Source organism: Paenibacillus sp. J22P90 (genome assembly GCF_059692195.1).
In genome coordinates, this window is the sequence record NZ_JCAUAY010000002.1 from 1,135,797 (window position 1) to 1,154,473 (window position 18,677).

16 protein-coding genes are annotated in these 18,677 nt (G+C 44.7%); 1 reads left to right on the forward strand and 15 read right to left on the reverse strand.

The window, feature by feature from the left end; all coding sequences use genetic code 11:
* Positions 1-224 precede the first annotated feature (224 nt).
* The 11 genes from glnA to liaF all read right to left on the reverse strand — a co-directional run bounded on the left by glnA (position 225) and on the right by liaF (position 11,958).
* Complete coding sequence (glnA, locus tag AC58UX_RS09665; protein WP_497251833.1) at positions 225-1,649, reverse strand: type I glutamate--ammonia ligase; 1,425 nt, start codon at positions 1,647-1,649, stop codon at positions 225-227.
* Between the two features lie 240 nt (positions 1,650-1,889).
* On the reverse strand, positions 1,890-2,933 hold the full coding sequence (gene aroF, locus AC58UX_RS09670) for a 3-deoxy-7-phosphoheptulonate synthase (protein WP_497251835.1): 1,044 nt from the start codon (positions 2,931-2,933) through the stop codon (positions 1,890-1,892).
* Positions 2,934-3,082: 149 nt separating this feature from the next.
* Complete coding sequence (locus AC58UX_RS09675) at positions 3,083-3,622, reverse strand: DUF2062 domain-containing protein (protein WP_497251837.1); 540 nt, start codon at positions 3,620-3,622, stop codon at positions 3,083-3,085.
* Between the two features lie 36 nt (positions 3,623-3,658).
* Positions 3,659-4,615, reverse strand: coding sequence for a 4-hydroxy-3-methylbut-2-enyl diphosphate reductase (locus AC58UX_RS09680; RefSeq protein WP_497251839.1), 957 nt, complete (start codon positions 4,613-4,615; stop codon positions 3,659-3,661).
* Positions 4,616-4,661: 46 nt separating this feature from the next.
* On the reverse strand, positions 4,662-6,155 hold the full coding sequence (locus AC58UX_RS09685) for a sensor histidine kinase (protein WP_497251841.1): 1,494 nt from the start codon (positions 6,153-6,155) through the stop codon (positions 4,662-4,664).
* Between the two features lies 1 nt (position 6,156).
* Positions 6,157-6,846 (reverse strand): response regulator transcription factor, encoded by a 690-nt coding sequence (locus tag AC58UX_RS09690; protein WP_497251843.1) that lies wholly within the window; start codon positions 6,844-6,846, stop codon positions 6,157-6,159.
* Between the two features lie 113 nt (positions 6,847-6,959).
* Complete coding sequence (locus tag AC58UX_RS09695) at positions 6,960-8,555, reverse strand: S1C family serine protease (RefSeq protein ID WP_497251845.1); 1,596 nt, start codon at positions 8,553-8,555, stop codon at positions 6,960-6,962.
* A 137-nt stretch (positions 8,556-8,692) separates the two neighbouring features.
* Entirely contained in the window at positions 8,693-9,106 is a 414-nt protein-coding gene (locus AC58UX_RS09700) for a YugN family protein (protein ID WP_497251847.1), read from the reverse strand.
* A 102-nt stretch (positions 9,107-9,208) separates the two neighbouring features.
* Complete coding sequence (locus AC58UX_RS09705; RefSeq protein WP_497251849.1) at positions 9,209-9,862, reverse strand: response regulator; 654 nt, start codon at positions 9,860-9,862, stop codon at positions 9,209-9,211.
* A gap of 1 nt (position 9,863) precedes the next feature.
* On the reverse strand, positions 9,864-10,898 hold the full coding sequence (locus AC58UX_RS09710) for a HAMP domain-containing sensor histidine kinase (protein ID WP_497251851.1): 1,035 nt from the start codon (positions 10,896-10,898) through the stop codon (positions 9,864-9,866).
* 10 nt (positions 10,899-10,908) lie between these two features.
* On the reverse strand, positions 10,909-11,958 hold the full coding sequence (gene liaF / locus AC58UX_RS09715; protein ID WP_497251853.1) for a cell wall-active antibiotics response protein LiaF: 1,050 nt from the start codon (positions 11,956-11,958) through the stop codon (positions 10,909-10,911).
* A 270-nt stretch (positions 11,959-12,228) separates the two neighbouring features.
* Here liaF and AC58UX_RS09720 point away from each other — a divergent pair, with 270 nt between their 5' ends.
* Positions 12,229-13,515, forward strand: coding sequence for an ammonium transporter (locus AC58UX_RS09720; RefSeq protein WP_497251855.1), 1,287 nt, complete (start codon positions 12,229-12,231; stop codon positions 13,513-13,515).
* 40 nt (positions 13,516-13,555) lie between these two features.
* Here the strand turns inward: AC58UX_RS09720 and AC58UX_RS09725 are convergent, their stop codons facing one another.
* The 4 genes from AC58UX_RS09725 to thrS form a co-directional block, all read right to left on the reverse strand.
* Positions 13,556-13,942 carry a hypothetical protein gene (locus AC58UX_RS09725; RefSeq protein ID WP_497251857.1) on the reverse strand — a complete coding sequence of 129 codons (387 nt, stop codon included), beginning with the start codon at positions 13,940-13,942 and terminating at the stop codon, positions 13,556-13,558.
* Positions 13,943-14,013: 71 nt separating this feature from the next.
* The gene (locus tag AC58UX_RS09730; protein WP_497252151.1) at positions 14,014-15,537 is read right to left on the reverse strand and encodes a methyl-accepting chemotaxis protein; all 1,524 of its coding nucleotides are present in this window, start codon (positions 15,535-15,537) and stop codon (positions 14,014-14,016) included.
* A 318-nt stretch (positions 15,538-15,855) separates the two neighbouring features.
* Entirely contained in the window at positions 15,856-16,506 is a 651-nt protein-coding gene (locus AC58UX_RS09735) for a 3D domain-containing protein (protein WP_497251859.1), read from the reverse strand.
* 197 nt (positions 16,507-16,703) lie between these two features.
* Positions 16,704-18,638 (reverse strand): threonine--tRNA ligase, encoded by a 1,935-nt coding sequence (thrS, locus tag AC58UX_RS09740; RefSeq protein ID WP_497251861.1) that lies wholly within the window; start codon positions 18,636-18,638, stop codon positions 16,704-16,706.
* Between the last annotated feature and the right edge of the window lie 39 nt (positions 18,639-18,677).

The window sequence follows — 18,677 nt, forward strand, 5'->3', positions numbered from 1 at the left end:
GAAAAGGCATCAATTTCTGCATCTTCAGCTCTGTTTAGACATTTTCGACCCCAAAAGATGCCTTTTTGCATTTATTTAAAACGTTGAAGTGAATCCCCCCTGAAAAGATGCTCATTTGCATTTTTGCCACCTGTGTACCGAACAATATATTAAAAAAACTGCCCCCTTCATAGATCACTATGAAAGGAGCAGTTCCTATGAATATTTCGAATAAGTGCTAAAGATTAGCAATCGAAGTAAAGGTTGTACTCGTGTGGGTGAATACGGATTGCAACTTGTTTCGCTTCGCCACGTTTCAAGTCGATGTAGTTATCGATGAAATCTTGTGTGAATACGCCGCCTTCAAGCAAGAAGTCGGAATCAGCTGCAAGTGCATCCAAAGCTTCTTCCAATGTACCAGGAACGCTGCGGATTTCAGCTTTCTCAGCATCTGACATTTCATAGATGTTAGTATCGAAAGGACCGTATCCAAGAGCACGTGGATCGATTTTCTTTTTGATACCGTCAAGACCAGCCATCAACATTGCTGCGAAAGCAAGGTATGGGTTAGCTGTGCTATCTGGTGTACGGAACTCAATACGGCAACCTTTAGGTGTCACAGCTGCGATTGGAATACGAACTGCTGCGGAACGGTTACCTTTGGAGAATACAAGGTTTACCGGAGCTTCGTAACCAGGAACTAGACGTTTGAAGGAGTTTGTACTTGGGTTCGTGATCGCGATCAACGCTGGAGCGTGATACAGGATACCACCGATATAGTTGATAGCCATTTCGGAAAGGTTAGCATATGCGCCTTTTTCGTAGAACAAAGGGTTACCTTCGTTGAAGATGGACATATGAACGTGCATACCGCTACCGTTGTCACCAAATAGTGGTTTCGGCATGAAAGTTGCAACTTTACCATATTCTCTAGCTGTGTTAGCAACGATATATTTGTATTTAAGAAGGTTATCAGCAGTTTTAGTCAAAGTGTCAAAACGGAAGTTGATTTCAGCTTGACCAGCTGTTGCTACTTCGTGGTGATGACGCTCGATGCGAAGACCTGCATCAGCAAGTTTATTACACATTTCAGAACGGATATCTTGTTGGGAATCGATAGGAGCTACTGGAACGTAACCGCCTTTAACTGGAACTTTATAAGCAAGGTTGCCGCCTTCTTCTTTACGGCCTGTGTTCCAACCAGCTTCTTCGGAATCAACTTCGAAGTATGATTTGTTCATACCATTTTCGTAACGAACATCATCAAAAATGAAGAATTCGGATTCAGGAGCGAAGTATGCAGTTGTACCAACACCAGTTGTTTGCAAATATTCTTCAGCCTTTTGAGCGATGCTACGTGGATCACGGTCATAACGGTCGCCTTCAGGTGTATGGATGTTGCTCATAATTACTAGAGTTGGGTGTGCAGTGAAAGGATCAACATAAGCAGTTTCTGTATCTGGCATCATTACCATGTCAGATTGTTCAATACCACGGAATCCTGGGATGGATGAACCGTCAAAAGCTACGCCATTCACGAATGTTTCTTCATCAACTTCTGTTGCTGGCAAAGAGATATGCTGCGCTTTACCGGAAAGACCAACGAAACGAAAATCTACCCACTCAATATTTTTTTCCTTGATAAGGTTCAACACATTTTGAACTGACATTTAAAAAACCCTCCCATTTCCGTACATTCAACGTACTTTGCATGATTAATGTTCAACTTTTGCTTGTTTTCTTTCACATATTATATAGCGATTCCGTTGGCACAGTCAATACTTATGTCAGGTATTTTTTAAAGGAGTGTAAGCTATTCTTACACTCTTTATTCACAATTGCCATATATCCAGAAACAGGAAAAAGGTGTCTCCATTTCTAGAGAGACCTTTTCCTATTAAAACCGTATATTACGCCAAGATGGCTTCTTTTTTCGTATCAAATTTCTTACCAAGCAATGGAGCAAGCTTCTCAAGGTCAGACAGCAAATGAGCAAATTGGTCTGGGAACAAGGACTGTACGCCGTCGCCTGTCATGGAATTGTCTGGATCTGTATGCATTTCGATGATCAAACCGTCTGCCCCAGCAGCGACTGATGCCTTCGTCATTGGAACGACAAGCTCTCTGCGGCCTGTGCCATGACTTGGATCAGAGATCACTGGCAAGTGGCTCAGCTGTTTAAGCACAGGAATTGCCGATAAATCTAACGTATTGCGTGTGTAGGTCTCGAATGTACGGATTCCGCGCTCACAAAGCATAACGTTCGGATTGCCGCCAGCAAGAATGTATTCCGCTGCATTCAAAAATTCATCATACGTAGAGCTAAATCCACGTTTGAGCAGGACAGGCGTTTGAATCGTTCCTAATTTACGAAGGAGATCAAAGTTTTGCATGTTACGCGTTCCGACTTGAAGAATGTCCGCGTACTGTGCGCATACATCAACGTACTCCGGCGTCATAACTTCTGTAATCGTAAGAAGACCGTGCTTTTTACCCGCTTCCGCCATCATGATCAAACCTTCAACGCCGACACCTTGGAAGCTGTAAGGACCTGTTCTAGGCTTAAAAGCACCGCCGCGCAGCACCTGTCCGCCAGCTGCTTTCACCAAGCGAGCAATCTCATCGATTTGCTCTGGTGTTTCAACCGCACAAGGACCACCCATAACCACAAGCTGCTCGCCGCCAATATCAACGCCTTTAATAGAAATAACCGTATCAGCAGGATGGAAATCACGGCTAGCCAGCTTGTAAGATTTCGAGATCTTCACAACTTGCTCAACGCCAGACATTTGGCGAAGCTGTTCGGCTAATTTCGGATCCGCTTGACCAATGATACCGATGACCGTACGATCCTCGCCCTTGGAAACATGCGCTTGAACGCCTTTGCTTTGAATAAATTGTACGATTTCCTGAATACGCTCATCTGAAGTTTTGTTGGATGTAATTGCGATCATGTAATCCACGCTCCTAATTTTCATTTATAATGGCATAATTTATAATAATTTCACTTACATGCTTCAACGCTTGTTCGCTTCTACGCTTTTAACCACTAAAGCAAATATACAACGCTTGACGAGTTTTCGTCAAGCGTTAATTTATTTCACTATTCATTTGTATCCGCGGGAGCCAACTGATCTTTACGAATTCTACGTTTCTCTTTGCGGCGATTCGTGTGGTATTTAAGCAACAGCACAACAGGAAAATAGGCAATGATTCCAAGGGCAAGACCAACAACCATACCTCCGACGATTAAATCGAGCCCGCTTCTAATGATATTAGACAGGAGATGTGGAAGATGATGGATCAGATAGATCTTGAAGTGTTTCGGTACTAAATATTCCCCGACTTGCTTATTGAGAATCGAAAAGGGAATATAAATGACTTTACCGAACACAAAACCAATTAAAGCTGCAGGCAGGTTCGCTCTCAATAAATAAACCAAGGGGAAAATGAGAACAAATGCCGTCCCTGCGGTCGGCAGCGTGAACATTTCAACGAATAACCCAATCGAAAAGCCTCTACCTACTTTGGAAGGACCACCCTTGGCACGTAAAAGCAGGATATATTTGTATTTAAACCAACGTTTAATACTTTTCCAATCGTAGCGAGGTTTCATCATTTTCACCTTCTGAGTACTTTGCATGCTAGTTTCAATCCCGTCGAGTGGAATAAGCAGGAATTACACGTTACTTGCTGCTTTGGATTTAACAGTGGGTATAAGTTTCTTCATATTAATAGTACGTTTAATTTCCCAACTGGTTTCATCTTTCGCATCGTAGTTTTCCAGATAAGTAATAACCTCTTTGGTAATCGGTGTAGGCGTGGAAGCGCCCGAGGTTACACCTACTTTACGTACGTTTGCTAACCATTCGATTTTCAACTCGGAGACATCTGAAATACGGTACGCCATCACACCAGCAATCTCTTGAGAAACCTGTGCTAAACGGTTTGAATTGTTACTTTTCGGGTCACCAACAACAATAACAAGGTCAACTTCCTTCGCTTGCTCCGCAACCGCTTCTTGTCTGACCTGCGTAGCCAAACAAATTTCATTATGAATTTCAGCTTTTGGGAACAGATCCAATAACCGATTCATGATGTGCTTAATATCCCATTGACTCATGGTTGTTTGGTTCGTAATAATAATTCGCTCACGCTTGAGGTTGAGCTGCTCAGCTTCCTCAAGCTTCTCAATGAGATGCACATGATCAGGAGCAACCCCGATTGCGCCCTCTGGCTCTGGATGACCTTTTTTGCCAATATAAATAATATCGTAGTCGTCTGCGACTTTCTCACGAATCAAATCATGCGTCTTCGTCACATCTGGACAAGTAGCATCGACAACCGTCAACCCCTTGTCACGCGCTAAACGCCTTACTTCAGGCGAAACCCCATGCGCGGTAAAGATAACAGTTCCTGTCTCCACTTGCTGCAAAATCTCGAGACGGTTCTCGCCATCCAGCGTGATAACTCCTTCTTCTTTGAAGAAATCTGTCACATGCGCATTATGAACAATCATGCCTAAGATATATATAGGTCTGGGAAGATTTAAATTTTTAGCGGTTTGCATGGCCAGCGCCATGGCATCAACAACCCCATAACAGTATCCTCTGGGGGATATTCGAACAACTTCCATTTCTTCCACCTGCCTAAACAATCGTATTTCCTTTAATTATATCTGATTATATAGAATGAGGAAAGTTTGCCGGAAGCCATATTAAAAAGGTGCTTCCTTCATCCTTCCTAGTCGTCACTTCGACGGACCCATCATGCTCATCAATGATCCATTTGGCGATAGAAAGACCCAATCCCGTCCCTGAGGTAACGCCTCTGGACAGATCCGCGCGATAGAAGCGATCAAAGATATGAGGAATGTCATCCTTATCCATCCCAATACCCGTATCTGATATCCGGATGCCGATAAAACTATTTCTTCGGATAGCCTCAATTGAGACAGTCCCTGAAGGTGTGTACTTAAAAGCATTTTCAATAAAGATAAACAACAATTGCTGCAGATAATCGCGGTTTCCTTGCACGATTGCATCTTCGAGATCTTCCAAATCACCAACCTGCCACTCCGCTGTATGCTCGAGCAGCTGCGCTCTTCTGACCACCTCTTGGACAAGCGGCTTAAACTCGACCGGCTCTTTCTCCATGAGTACACCCGCATCCGCCCTCGCCAGCGCGAGTAAATCGTTGACTAATCTACTCATCCGTTGAGCTTCACCCGCAATATCGTGCATAGCTTCTAAAGACATCTGAACTTGCTCTGGCGTTGCCAGCGCTTGCGTCCCTGACGTTTGCTTCCACATTTTCTCCAGCAAATCTACGTTCCCACGAATCGTCGTCAGCGGTGTCCTGAGCTCGTGCGATGCATCGGATACGAAACGCCGCTGTGCGCGGTAAGCTTCATCTAATTCCACATAGGTTATCTGTATGCGCGACAGCATGCCATTGATCGTATTCGTCAACCGGCCTATTTCATCTAATGGACCATCATAGTGGATCCGTTTTTCCAGATCGTCTCCGCTCTCGATTTGGTTCGCCGCATCAATGACGCGCTCGATTGGTTTCAGCGCCTTACGTGCCAAGAACCAGCCCAACGATGCCGCAACAATAACGGTTAAAATAGCCCAAATGATCAGCGTATAGCGAAGCGTAACAGCCGTTCTTTCATAACTTCCGATGGGCACTGCCGACTGTAGAATACCAATGAGCTTGGATTGGTTATCAGAGGTTATGCCTAAGTGATAGATCAGAAAATCCTGATTCAGAATTTTCGTTTTCTGAAAAAATCCGACCTCATCTTCTTGCTTGTCCACCTGACGTTGCAGTTTATCAATGGTCGATTGATCAATCGGTAGCGTTTGATCATAATATTGTAAATTAGCCGATCGGTTATAGCTCTTCAGTGCAATATTATATAATTGCAAAAAAGTATTCGTAGAGTAGAAGTCTCTGCTCTCTAACTCCAGATCGACAACTAGCCCCTTCTGAGATAGCGCGATGCTCTTCTGAATACGCGTGGAGCTGTTCACGGCTTCCCTTTTGACATCTTGCCGAATTTGATCATATAGGAAATAGTTCAAGAAGAAGTAGAGCACAATTCCAAAAAGCAGCATCGTAATGGCCAATATGCCTGAATACCAGAGCGTTAGCCGCAGGCGAAGCGACATTTTAATTTTCCCCTCTCAATACATAGCCTGCTCCTCGGACCGTTTGAATCAGACGTTTGTGACCAAACTCTTCTGTCTTCTGACGCAGTAAGGCTATGTAAACCTCTAGGACATTGGACTCGCCGCTGTAATCGTAACCCCATATCTTCTCCATAATGATATCTCGCGACAGAACTCGTTTGGGATTCTGCATGAAAAGATGCAATAAATCAAACTCTTTCGTCGTTAATTCAATCAACTTCTCGCCGCGGAACACCTCGCGTGTATCTAAATCCAGGATCGCATCTTCAAATGCCAGTCGATTGTTCGTTTGTTCTGGCCGTTCCGCTCTTCTCCGAAGCAATACACGTACTCTAGCCAGCAGCTCCTCCAAAGCGAAGGGCTTGACCAAATAATCGTCAGCACCTAAATCCAAACCTTTTACCCGATCACTAATGTCATCTTTCGCAGTCAGCATAAGAATCGGTACCTCGCTGCCGCTTTCACGAATCCGTCGAACGACTTCCCAGCCATCGATTTGCGGCATCATAACATCCAATATAATAAGCTGCGGCTCTGTCACCAGCATTTGCTTGAGACCCTCTAGGCCATTGGCAGCTGTCGTAACTAAATAACCTTCAAAGGCTAGTCCTCTTCGAAGCATAGATGTGATTTTCTCATCATCGTCAATAACCATAATATTTTCTCTCATCGACCCGTCCCCCATTCTACTCTTTATTGTAGCAAAATATCCGCTTAGCAAAAAGAAGCAGAGCCTGCAAGCTTGAGGCCGCGGACTCTACTTCCCTTCATTGGGCATACAGTTTACTGAGCTGGTGTCTCAGCAAGCGTGTTTTTATCGCCAACCGTAACTGGAACTTCCGTACGCTTACCATCACGAATAATGCCTAGCGTTACTTTGTCGCCAACTTTCGTTGCTTGAACCTTCGTAATTAACTCTTGCGAGTTTTTGATCTTGGTTCCATTCAAATCTACGATCACATCATATTGACGCAAGCCTGCTTGGAACGCTGGGCTCTTACGTTGAACACTGCCAACCAAAGCGCCGTCTGTATTGGAAAGCTTCAACTCACTTACCCAATCTTTACCGATATCTTGCAGACCTACTCCTAGGTAAGGAACCGGTTCTTTCGGAATGGTCACATTGTTTTTCAAATTCTCAAGAACGGAAGAGATTGTGCTTGTTGGAATCGCAAAACCAATACCTTGCGCTTGTGAGCTTACCGCTGTGTTGATCCCAATAACTTCACCGTTTAGGTTAAGTAGAGGGCCGCCTGAGTTACCAGGGTTAATGGAAGCATCGGTTTGTAGTAAATGTTTATATTCACGAGTACCCTTTTCATCAGGGATACTAATTGGACGTTCCTTCGCACTAAGTACACCAACCGTTACCGTATGGTCAAAGCCATATGGATTCCCGATTGCAACAACCCAGTCGCCTACGTTAACATCGTCAGCTTTACCAAGAGGCAGGATTGGGAAATCCTTAGTGCCTTCAATTTTAAGAACCGCTAAGTCCAAATCGTAAGAGCTACCTTGTAATTTCGCTGTGAATGGCTTGTCGTAGCCTTCTACCGTTACTTGAATTTCATCCGCACCGTCAACTACGTGCTCATTCGTCAGGATATAGCCTGTTTTTTCGAAAATAAAGCCAGTTCCCATACCCGCTGGTTGGAGCTGTCCGCTCCCTGCGTCATTTTGACCACTCTTAGGCGTTGTTTGGCCACCACCATTGTCACCGAAAAACTGACGGAAGAACGGATCGTCAAACAGTGAGTTGCCACCACCGCTGCGGCTGGATTGCTTCGGTTTAACTAGCGCTTCAACCTTTACGATCGCAGGACCCGCATTTTGCGCAATCGCCGCGATGTTACCAGGACGAACAACGTCAAGGGCTGCATTTTTTACTTCGCCGTTGCTATTGTTAGAGCCATTGGCTACAGTTGTTGCTGTACTTGAACCAGAAGCTAGCGGCTGGTTGCCGGAGAACATGTTCGTTTTGTCCGCTGTAAACATCAATGCGCTTACAACGAGTGCGCCTGCCATGAAGGCTGCAAAAATACCTTTGACCGATGAACGCTTCTTCGCATTTGGATCCCAACCAGCTGGACCTTGCGCAGCATTCTCAGGTCCAAAGCTGAATGGGCGCAACGTTTTAGGCGGCGTCACTTCAACATTCGTTGTACCTTCTGAGCTTGAGGAGGAAGTCGTTAAGGATTGCCCTTCGTTTTCTTCATTAAAAGCGGATTTGTAAGGCCCATAAGAATAGTAATAGGAAGGTCTTTCTTTATTCGGGTCTTGCCCCTCATTAGCTCGTGCATGCTCCTGCTTCTTCTCTTCGTTGTTATCATTATTCTGCGGCTTGAAAAAGTCGCTATAGTCTTTTTTGTTATCTTCCATGGGTCTTACCTCCATATTAAAGTTATAAGTGCATGCTCTCTTGAAGGATCATGTTGTTCTCTATGTGTCTATCATGCACTCACAACCTTAAACGAATATTAAAAAACAATAAATTGGAGGTAAAAATAGGACATTATTTAATGAATCCAAGCTTGTTCGACTTTTTGCAGCACGTTTGAGGCTTCTTTCACCCATTTATCTTCAATTCCTGCATCAGCATCCAACGGCGTTTGAAACTGGTCGATCAATGCTCCAGCGGTCTCAAGTTCAGCCTCAGGATCAAGCCCTTCATTATAGACATGTTTCAGCACAAAAGGAGTACCTACCTCGACGACAGCATCCGTCGCTTCAACATCCCCTTCAATTCGGCCGGTAATCACTTGAACTGGAATGCGCAGCCAAACTTTATTCGCTTCATCCAGCGAACGATCAAAGTAGCCATGGTCATACTCCCAGCCTCCACCCAAATTAAAATCAAATTGCTCTAATTGGGCACGCACCTTGTCAAATGATTCTTGAACTTGCTCCAGTGAGGAAGTTAGTGGTTTCATTGCAATTGGACACTCCTTAAGCGCTCATATTATTTTACTTACGCATAGAATGTGCCAAATTGACGTTTTTATGTGCAATCGTTCCACTATTTGTTCGTTCTGCTAAACCCATCCTTTGCGATGAGCAAAAATGGCTAATTGTGTTCGATCCTCCAGCTCACACTTCATCAAGAGGTTGCTTACGTGTGTTTTGACCGTTTTGATGCTGATGAAGAGCTCCTCAGAAATATCCTTATTGCTTTTCCCTTCGGCAATTAATAGGAGCACTTCCCGTTCCCGCGCAGTCAAACCTTCTTGCTCCGGCAATTCACTCCGCTGCCTGATACCTCTCGTTAACGCCTGCGACACTTCTGCATTCATGACAGGCATCCCGCGGTAAGCACTTTGAATCGCATGAATCAGCTGATCGGAAGAGACGGTTTTCAGCATATAACTGATGGCTCCGGATTCAACGGCTTCCAGTACTTTGGCTTCTTCCAGAAACGAGGTCAGCATGATGACTTTGACTTGTGGGAACTTGTCACAAATGAGCTTGGTCGCACCAATCCCATCCAAGACCGGCATTGTCAAATCCATCAGAATCACATCCGGCATTGACGTCTCTAAGTGATCATTATTCAATTGATCAAAAGCATCTTGCCCATTTGACGCCTCTCCTACCACTTCTAGTCCTGGCTCCAACGAAATGTACGTTCGCAAACCGACTCGCACCATATCATGGTCGTCAACAATCATTACTTTAATGTTCGGATTCATTCTAGTTTCCTCCTGAATGCCCTGAAAACCGCGGAATACGTACGCGCACGCGAGTTCCAGCACCTAATTTGCTATCAATCTCCACTTCGCCGCCCAGCTTTTGTGCTCGTTCTCTCATCGTTGACAATCCATGGGACGCAGAAGGAATATCACTTCGTTCAAAACCTTGACCATCATCTTGCAATTGCAGTACATACTGATGCTCTCTTTCATAGATCGCCAATCTAACTTGTTTGGCCGAAGCATGCTTAATGACATTAGCAAGTCCTTCTTGAATAATGAGAAAAAACTGATGTTCAATCGCCTCTGAAATCAACTCAGGCAGCGAAACATCAAGTTGACCCTGAAGTTCATGGGTCCGGCAATATTCCGGAAACCATTTCTCCAGGGCTTCTTGTAAGCTCATATCTTTTAATTCAATCGGTCTTAGCTGTGAAATAAGACCTCGCATCTGCTTCTGGGCATGATGGGACATCTCGATGAGCTGATTCATCAATGCAGGCGCAGCCGCAGGATTTCTCTCCAATATTTTCGGAAGCGACGATGCTGACATATGAATGGCGAACAGTTCTTGACTCACGGTATCATGAAGATCTCGCGCGAGTCGCCGTCTTTCCTCCATGACTGCAGTCTCGGTCAATTCCTGATCCCGAATGGCCTCTGCTTCCCCTAGCTTCTGTGTCAGCTGCACACGTTCTTCGATCGAGTTAGCCATGCTATTAAAAGCGTCATATAAATAGAGGAAAGGCTCCACCGGCTCCATCTCAATTCGAACTGAGAAATTGCCTTTGGACAATTCCAACATCGCAACATGCAATTCGTCTACCTTGCGCTGCCACCTTCTGGTTGCGATAAATCCTATCGTCAAGCACACCACAAAAATGGCTAGCGCAAACCACATCCGGAACTCCCAAGATCCGAGCGATGCCTCGTAATATTCAAGTACGATATATATACCTGAAACCGTCAATACACTTGAGATCAGAAAGTAATTCAGCAGCTGCCATTTCATATTGAACATTCGCAATTTGTACATGCTCCATCCTTTAACCTATCTTTTTAATCGTGATATCACCGATAAACATACTAGTCGTAACGACAATTTTATGTTCAGCTTCTTCATAATTAGAGGTTTGTGTTCGAATGTTGCGCAGGAATCCACTTTCAAAACGATCAAGCACCTTCATATCGCCAATAAACGAGTTGGCCATCACACGAACCTCAACATCCATATCATTTGGAATGAAAATCTTCACATCACCGACAAAGGCCGAAACCTGAATCGTTGTTTCACCACGCGGAATGGAGGCACGTGTTAAATCAATCACAGAGTCTCCAATAAAATGAGAGATTTGAATCGGCTTTAATTCCCAAGCTTCTTGACCCAGATGAACATCTCCAATGAAGCCATGACGGTGAAGCACGTTACTTGAATCGTAATTCCGAACAAAACCATCATATTTATGTTTGTTATCGTGATCAAAGTGATTTGTCTTCGGCTGACTAGTATCTTCCTCTGGATATACACCATGAATATCCTTCAGAACTTCCTTCTCTTCATCGGTTAGCCCATATTTCACATTACTTGCTGACGATTGGTCCGTGTGTTCTTTCGATTTGCTTGACGAATCCCAATTGCCGGCTTCCCAATGCTTTTTATACTGCTCATGTCGAGATCGGTTTGCCTCTCGGCGAGCTCTTCTTTCCTCATCTCTTGCTTTCTTAATAGAAGCCCATTCCGGTGATTCTTTTCGGCTTGGTTTAAATATCACTTGTAATCCAAAAAATATTAAAGCTACCGGAATTAGAAATTTAAACATTTCGCCAAGTGATAGTTCGGTTAGATGTAAATTTTTTAATAGAAAAATAGTACCGACACCGCACATCATCAAGCTTCCGATGGATGCCCCCCAATGAAAATTGCGTTGTGAAACGAAACCAATGAGTCCATAAAAAATGAGAATGCAGGGCCAATACGTGGAAAACATATAGGCAACATCCACATGAATGATTCCCAATTGATTTAATAAAAAGAGAGTGCCCGCGGATACGAGAACAAGTCCCCAGATCATTCTTTGAAACATATGCGGATTCATACGTTCTTCCTCCATTTGTGAGAAGCGTTGTTAAGATAACTCTAGTTTATAAGATACACGATAGAATGAAAAGAGACGTTGGATTGAAGGCGGCCTCGGTCTCTAGACCGATATTTTCAAAGCTACTATTACAAAACCTCACATGACTGTCGTATAAGGCGAACATTTCGCGATCGATGTTATGTAATCTTACGCATTCCGTTGACATGCTTATCATCAGAACCGTATAATTGGGCTGGGAAGTCAAGTATTATAAGGGGAGATTACGGGATGGATCAAATCCAACAACTAACATCTGGCTTAGACACAATTTGGGTTGTTTTGACTGCTGCCATGATTTTATTAATGGAAGGCGGCTTCGCCTTATTAGAAGCAGGGTTCGTCAGACAAAAGAATGCCGTCAGTATTATCATGAAAGTATTTGTAGATATCTCATTTGGAGCACTTATTTTCTACTTTTTCGGATTTGCGTTGATGTATGGCAAAGACGCTGGAGGCATCATCGGGACAACTGGTTTTTTCATGGGAGGAGATTTAACACACATCGCCTTAACCATCACACATGATACCTATTGGTTATTCCAGTGCGCCTTTGTTATCGCCGTTATCTCCATTGTATCCGGAGCTGTAGCGGAACGCATTAACTTTCGCGCTTATATTCTATATACAATAGCCATGACCGGATTAATCTATCCTATCGCTGGCCACTGGGTGTGGGGCATTAACGGATGGCTTGGCAAGCTCGGCATGGTAGACTTCGCAGGATCAGCTGTCATCCACGGACTCGGCGGCTTCTCCGCTCTAGCCGCAGCGATGATTATCGGTCCGCGAATTGGTAAGTTCTCTGCTGATGGAACCGCGAACATCGTTCCTCCGTCCAATCTGCCGCTTGCTTCAGTAGGCGCATTTATTCTATGGTTCGGATGGTTTGGTTTTAACTCAGGAAGTACGTTAAGCGCTACCAATACTTCTATCGGACACATCGCAGTCACCACGATGCTATCCGCTGCAGCAGGCTGTGCCGCCTGCATTCTGTTTACCATGATGCGCTATCGCAAAGCAGATCCACCTATGGTCATTAACGGCGCACTCGCCGGGCTCGTCGGAATTACCGCTGGCTGCGCGTTCGTCAGTGACATTGCAGCAATCTGCATTGGCGCGATCTGCGGAATCGCCGTCGTATACGCAACGGAAATACTTGAAGCCAAACAGATCGATGATCCTGTTGGCGCCTTCCCTGTGCACGGTATCAGCGGAAGCATCGGTACGCTAGCTGTTGGCTTATGTGCGAAGCCTGACGCGATCCGCGAAGGCACAGCTGGATTATTTTATGGCGGCGGATTCGAACTATTGGGTGTTCAAGCACTTGGGCTCGTGACCGTCTGTGCATGGGGTTTCTTCAGCACATGGGCTGTCTTAAAGCTGATTAAGCTAATCGTTCCATTGCGCGTAAGTCGGGATGAGGAATTGGTTGGACTTGACGTTGGTTCTCATGGGGTCCCTGCTTACAGTCAGGAAGAAGGCTTCTTGGACTTACAACAATTGAAAAATAAATAAACAGAAAGAGGACACTGCGGTTGCAGTGTCCTCTTTCATATTAATTAGAAAATATGTCTTCGAATTCCTCTGGAAACGTAATCTCGTCATCCAGCTTAGAATCGTTCATGATCTGTCTAGCTTGCTCGATTTCGTAACGAAGCTTTCTTACCTGCTCCATTGGTTTCTTCACATAATGGATATACTCAACAGCAAGATGATGATCTGGCTTCTTACCCGAGAACATGCGACGAAATGATGACATCGTCTGATAAGCCCGTTCTTCCTTCATTCTCTTGACCTCATAACGCTCAACAACCTGCTCGATCTCCCGAGCCTGCTGCTCTTTGCGTGTAATAAAAGCTTCCAAGAAAGGAAGTACCTCTGCTGCTTTCCTAGATGCTCTTAGTGGCTTTCCATCCGACCGTAATGCTTGTAGCACAGACATCACCTATCTTCCCGTGTCAAGATTTATAACAGTAATCTTATTTTACACTAAAAAGAATGGTTTGAGAACTATTAATTTAACACCAGGTCGATTCCTACGACACCAATTGGCGTTCCCATGTCATCTATTATGGATTTCGACAGCGTAATGCACGGTTTTTTCGTAATAGCTGACACGTACTCCTCCGAAATGAAGAGTTCACCTGCCATTGCACGCTTCCACCACTCGCGTCCTTTGGCATTCACTAAGCCTGCCTCAGGCTGCGAGAAGATAAAGGTGCCATCCCCTCGATTGGACCAAATCGCTTCAATTCCAGCTGTTTTCTTCAAAATACCACTTAAATGCGACGCATGTTTATCGTCCACCAACGATTTGATGTCAGGTACTCGAACAAGCGCATTCAACAACTGCTTCATTTCTTCAATGTTGACATGAACGGTTCCTCGCTTACTCTTCAGGCCAACTGCTTGAATAGCCTTAATGAGCTCTGACGAAGAGCGATCTAAATTTTGATTAATATGCTGCAGTCGTGAAACTTCATGCCGCTGCTTTTTCATTTGATTCAGAGTATGCTCAACACTCGACATAGTTTCGTTCATCAAATCCACAACTTCTCCTAGAGAAGTCCTAGTCCCGGTAACCAAGGAAGATTGATGCTTCGTTGAGCTCGTGGTACTTGCCACTAGGCTGTTCACATGAAGGATCAAGGAGAAAATCGTATCAATCTTCCCTTTCATCACCTTCATCTCCTCAATTCCATGTGTGACAGAAGCTTTCTCTTCAGCAACTGCAGCGACAACTTGCGATACGCCACTTTCAATATCAGCCAGAAGCTCCGACGACTTCTGAACGGCTTCATGACTTTGAGCAGCTAGCTTCTTAATCTCCTGCGCAACGACGGAGAAGCCTCTGCCATGTTCGCCAGCTCTAGCCGCTTCAATTGAAGCGTTTAAAGCAAGCAACGACGTTTGAGCGACGACCTCGGTAATAAACAAATTGATTTCTTCAATTTTCGAGGTATGCTCAGTCAAGTCTTGAATTTTCCTCTGCATAGTATCATTATTCACATGTAGATCATTCATCACTTCATCCGTTGCATTTAAGGAGCGACAAACATCCACTACGGTATCTTTCGTTTGTTCACTTTCTCTATGCATATGTAACGACGAATCCAGTATCTGATCGGCAGCCGCCGCCACCTGTTGAATCGCAGCAAAAGCTTCCTGAAGCTGTCCAGAGGCATGCTGGCTCCGCCCCTTCAATTCCTCTTCTCCTTGTATGGAAGCATCAGCAATCTGCAGAAGATGTCCGATAGCGCCATTGACCTCTTCAACCGCCGCAGCTAATCGATCCGCAACCACTTGGGATTCCTGAATAAATGTACGGAATTGATCTTCTTGATCAAGCATTCCCTGCTCTTGTGCATTAACGGAAGCTCTGGAACTTAGTAATGCGCTTACACCCATAATGAAGAAAATTGCGAGCGTCCCTACCGTAACCCATGGTGAAGCAGCAAATAAAGCGAATACATTTACACCTATACCTATAAGTACAAAACCGTAAAACCATGCTTTCTGCTTCGAATCCGTCGACATCAGCAACCGAAACTCCTCCCAAAAAGAACATAATGTTAGTTTTTGTTACATTATATCGAATATAAGAGGGGTTGAAAAGAAATAAAAACGGAGCCCCTTTCGGGTCTCCGTTTTTTTCTCAGTAGCTATGTTTTATTTATTTTGGTTTTGTGTGTTGTTTTGTTGCTGCTTGTTAGGTACCGCTACTTCAGTAGCAAATTCCGCATCTTGCGCTGCTTTCTTGTTGTTCTTGTTCTTTGCCATGTCAATCACCTCCTGTATAGATATGTTTTCCCAAACAGGATTTTTTATGAATTTCTTTTTTCACAAAATTGACCATTACAACGCTTTGGCTGGAGCAAGAATTTCGTCCTTCAGCTGCTTCCAAATGACATCCGTCACTTTGCCATTTCCTTTTTTCACAACGAACACTTTGACGGTCTTTTTCCCCCACTCTTTATACACCTGATCCTTCGTGTCAAAATACAGATCGATTTTCTTGCCCTTAATCGCACTCCCTGTATCCGCAACAACGCCATAGCCATATCCGGGTATAAACAAAACGGTACCTAACGGGAACACTTTGGTATCTGCTGCGATCGTTGATAATGCTTTATCATCACGCATAACTCTAATACCTGAGTACGTAATTCCATAGGTCGGATGGTCCGGATTTTTCCCTGTAGATTCTTTACCCGCGAAATACCCGGTCGCCGTCACTTCAACAGCCGTATACTTGGATAAATCTCCATTCAAATTCGGAACAAAGCGGTAACTTACTTGTTGTTGGTGCTCTTGCGCAACAGGCCATGCAGCAGGCATCACAGTTCCTGGCTGATTGTCCCGCTGGGCTCGTATATGGGTATCGGTTTTAGCCGCCCTATCGTTACCTTGATTGCTTGCCTCTTCTCCGAAAAACACAACCAGAACGGTAAGCACCATCCATGCTACTATCCATTTGGATTGCTTCGAAGCATCGGTTATTTTCATTGTTTTAGGCCTCCCCCTACTAAAGTAGGCTGTCCATTTCCTGTCATCACTAAACCTCCACATACAGACTCACTGTATAAGATGTCCTCCGTTTAGGTAGTTATGCATCAGCGCACCCAGTATTTTGAACGCAAAAAGAGGCTGCCCTCTAAGTAGAAAATCTACTTTCGGACAACCTCTTATTTAAAAAGGGGGACTTACAGCTTTTTGCTAATCTCTTCGTTAATCATGCTGATAACTTGATCAATTGGCTGAGTACCCAGATCCCCTTGACCCCGTTTACGAATGGACAAGCTGTCATTCTTCACTTCATTCTCGCCAACGACGAGCATGAAAGGAATTTTCTCCAGCTGCGCTTCTCTGATCTTGTAGCCTAGCTTCTCATTGCGATTGTCAGCCTCTACACGAATACCAGCTTCTCTTAGTCTGTCTGTCACCTGGTTAGAGAACTCTTCAAATGCAGGTGAAACTGGGATAACTTTCGCTTGAGTTGGCATCAACCAAGTAGGCAGTGCACCAGCGAAATTCTCTAGCAAGAAGGCAGTCATACGCTCCATAGTGGAGATAATCCCTCTGTGAATAACGACTGGACGGTGCTTCTGACCATCTTCGCCTGTATATTCAAGTTGGAAGCGCTCAGGCAGCAAGAAATCAATTTGCGCAGTGGAAAGTGTCTCTTCCTTCTTCAACGCTGTTTTGATTTGAACGTCTAGTTTAGGGCCGTAGAATGCAGCTTCACCCTCAGCTTCGAAGAACGGCAAGCCAAGCTCTTCAACAACTTCGCGAAGCATGCGTTGCGCAGTTTCCCACATTTGATCGTCTTGGAAGTACTTCTCTTTATCGTTAGGGTCCCGGTAGGACAGACGGAAACGGTAATCTGTAATACCGAAATCTGCGTACACTTGACGAATCAAGTTAACAACGCGAGAGAACTCTTCTTTGATTTGATCCAAACGGCAGAAAATGTGAGCATCATTCAATGTCATCGCGCGCACGCGGTGCAAGCCTGTCAAAGCGCCGGACATTTCATAGCGGTGCATAGTTCCAAGCTCAGCAATACGAACCGGAAGGTCACGGTAACTGCGCATATCACTCTTATAAACCATCATGTGGTGAGGGCAGTTCATTGGACGAAGAACAAGCTCTTCATTGTCCATGACCATTTTCGGGAACATATCCTCGCTGTAGTGCTCCCAGTGACCGGAAGTTTTGTATAGCTCAACATTCGCCAAAACCGGTGTATATACGTGATCGTAACCTAGACGCTCTTCCAAATCAACGATGTAACGCTCCATTGTACGTCTCAATTTCGCACCATTTGGCAGCCAAAGCGGTAAGCCCTGACCAACTTCACGTGAGAAAGCAAACATTTTGAGCTCGCGGCCTAATTTACGGTGATCGCGCTTCTTTGCTTCTTCAAGCAGGTGCAAATGCTCATCCAGCTGCGCTTTCTTAGGGAACGCAGTTCCGTAGATGCGTTGCAGCATTTTATTTTTTGCATCGCCGCGCCAGTAGGCACCCGCAACACTCAACAATTTGAACGCTTTAATGCGGCCAGTTGAAGGCAAATGCGGCCCGCGGCAAAGGTCAAAGAATTCACCTTGATCATAAATAGTTAGAACGGAATCCTCAGGCAGATCACGGATCAATTCCAGCTTGAACGGATCTTCCAGCTCTGTGAAAATACGAATCGCTTCCTCACGGGAAACAACACGGCGTGTAATCGCCAGGTTCTCGTTCGAAATGCGTTCCATTTCCTTCTCGATTTTAACCAAATCTTCAGGGTTTAGCGGAGTTTCCAAATCGATATCATAGTAGAAGCCGTCCTCAATTACAGGACCGATCCCTAACTTAACGGCTTTGTTGCCATAGATACGTTTGATCGCTTGCGCCATCAAATGCGCTGTGCTGTGACGGTACATCTCTAGACCCGCTTCGCTATCCAGCGTCAAGATTTCAACATCCGCATCATTGTCCAATGAAAAAGAAAGATCTACGGATTTCCCGTTTACTTTGCCGCCAACTGCATTTTTCTTCAGACCGGAAGAAATGGATTCTGCCACTTGTTCAATGGTCGTCCCTACTGCATACTCCCTTACTGCGCCATCTGGTAATTTTACTTGTACAACCATCTTCCATGACCTCCTAATAAGTTAATTTGAACGCAAAAA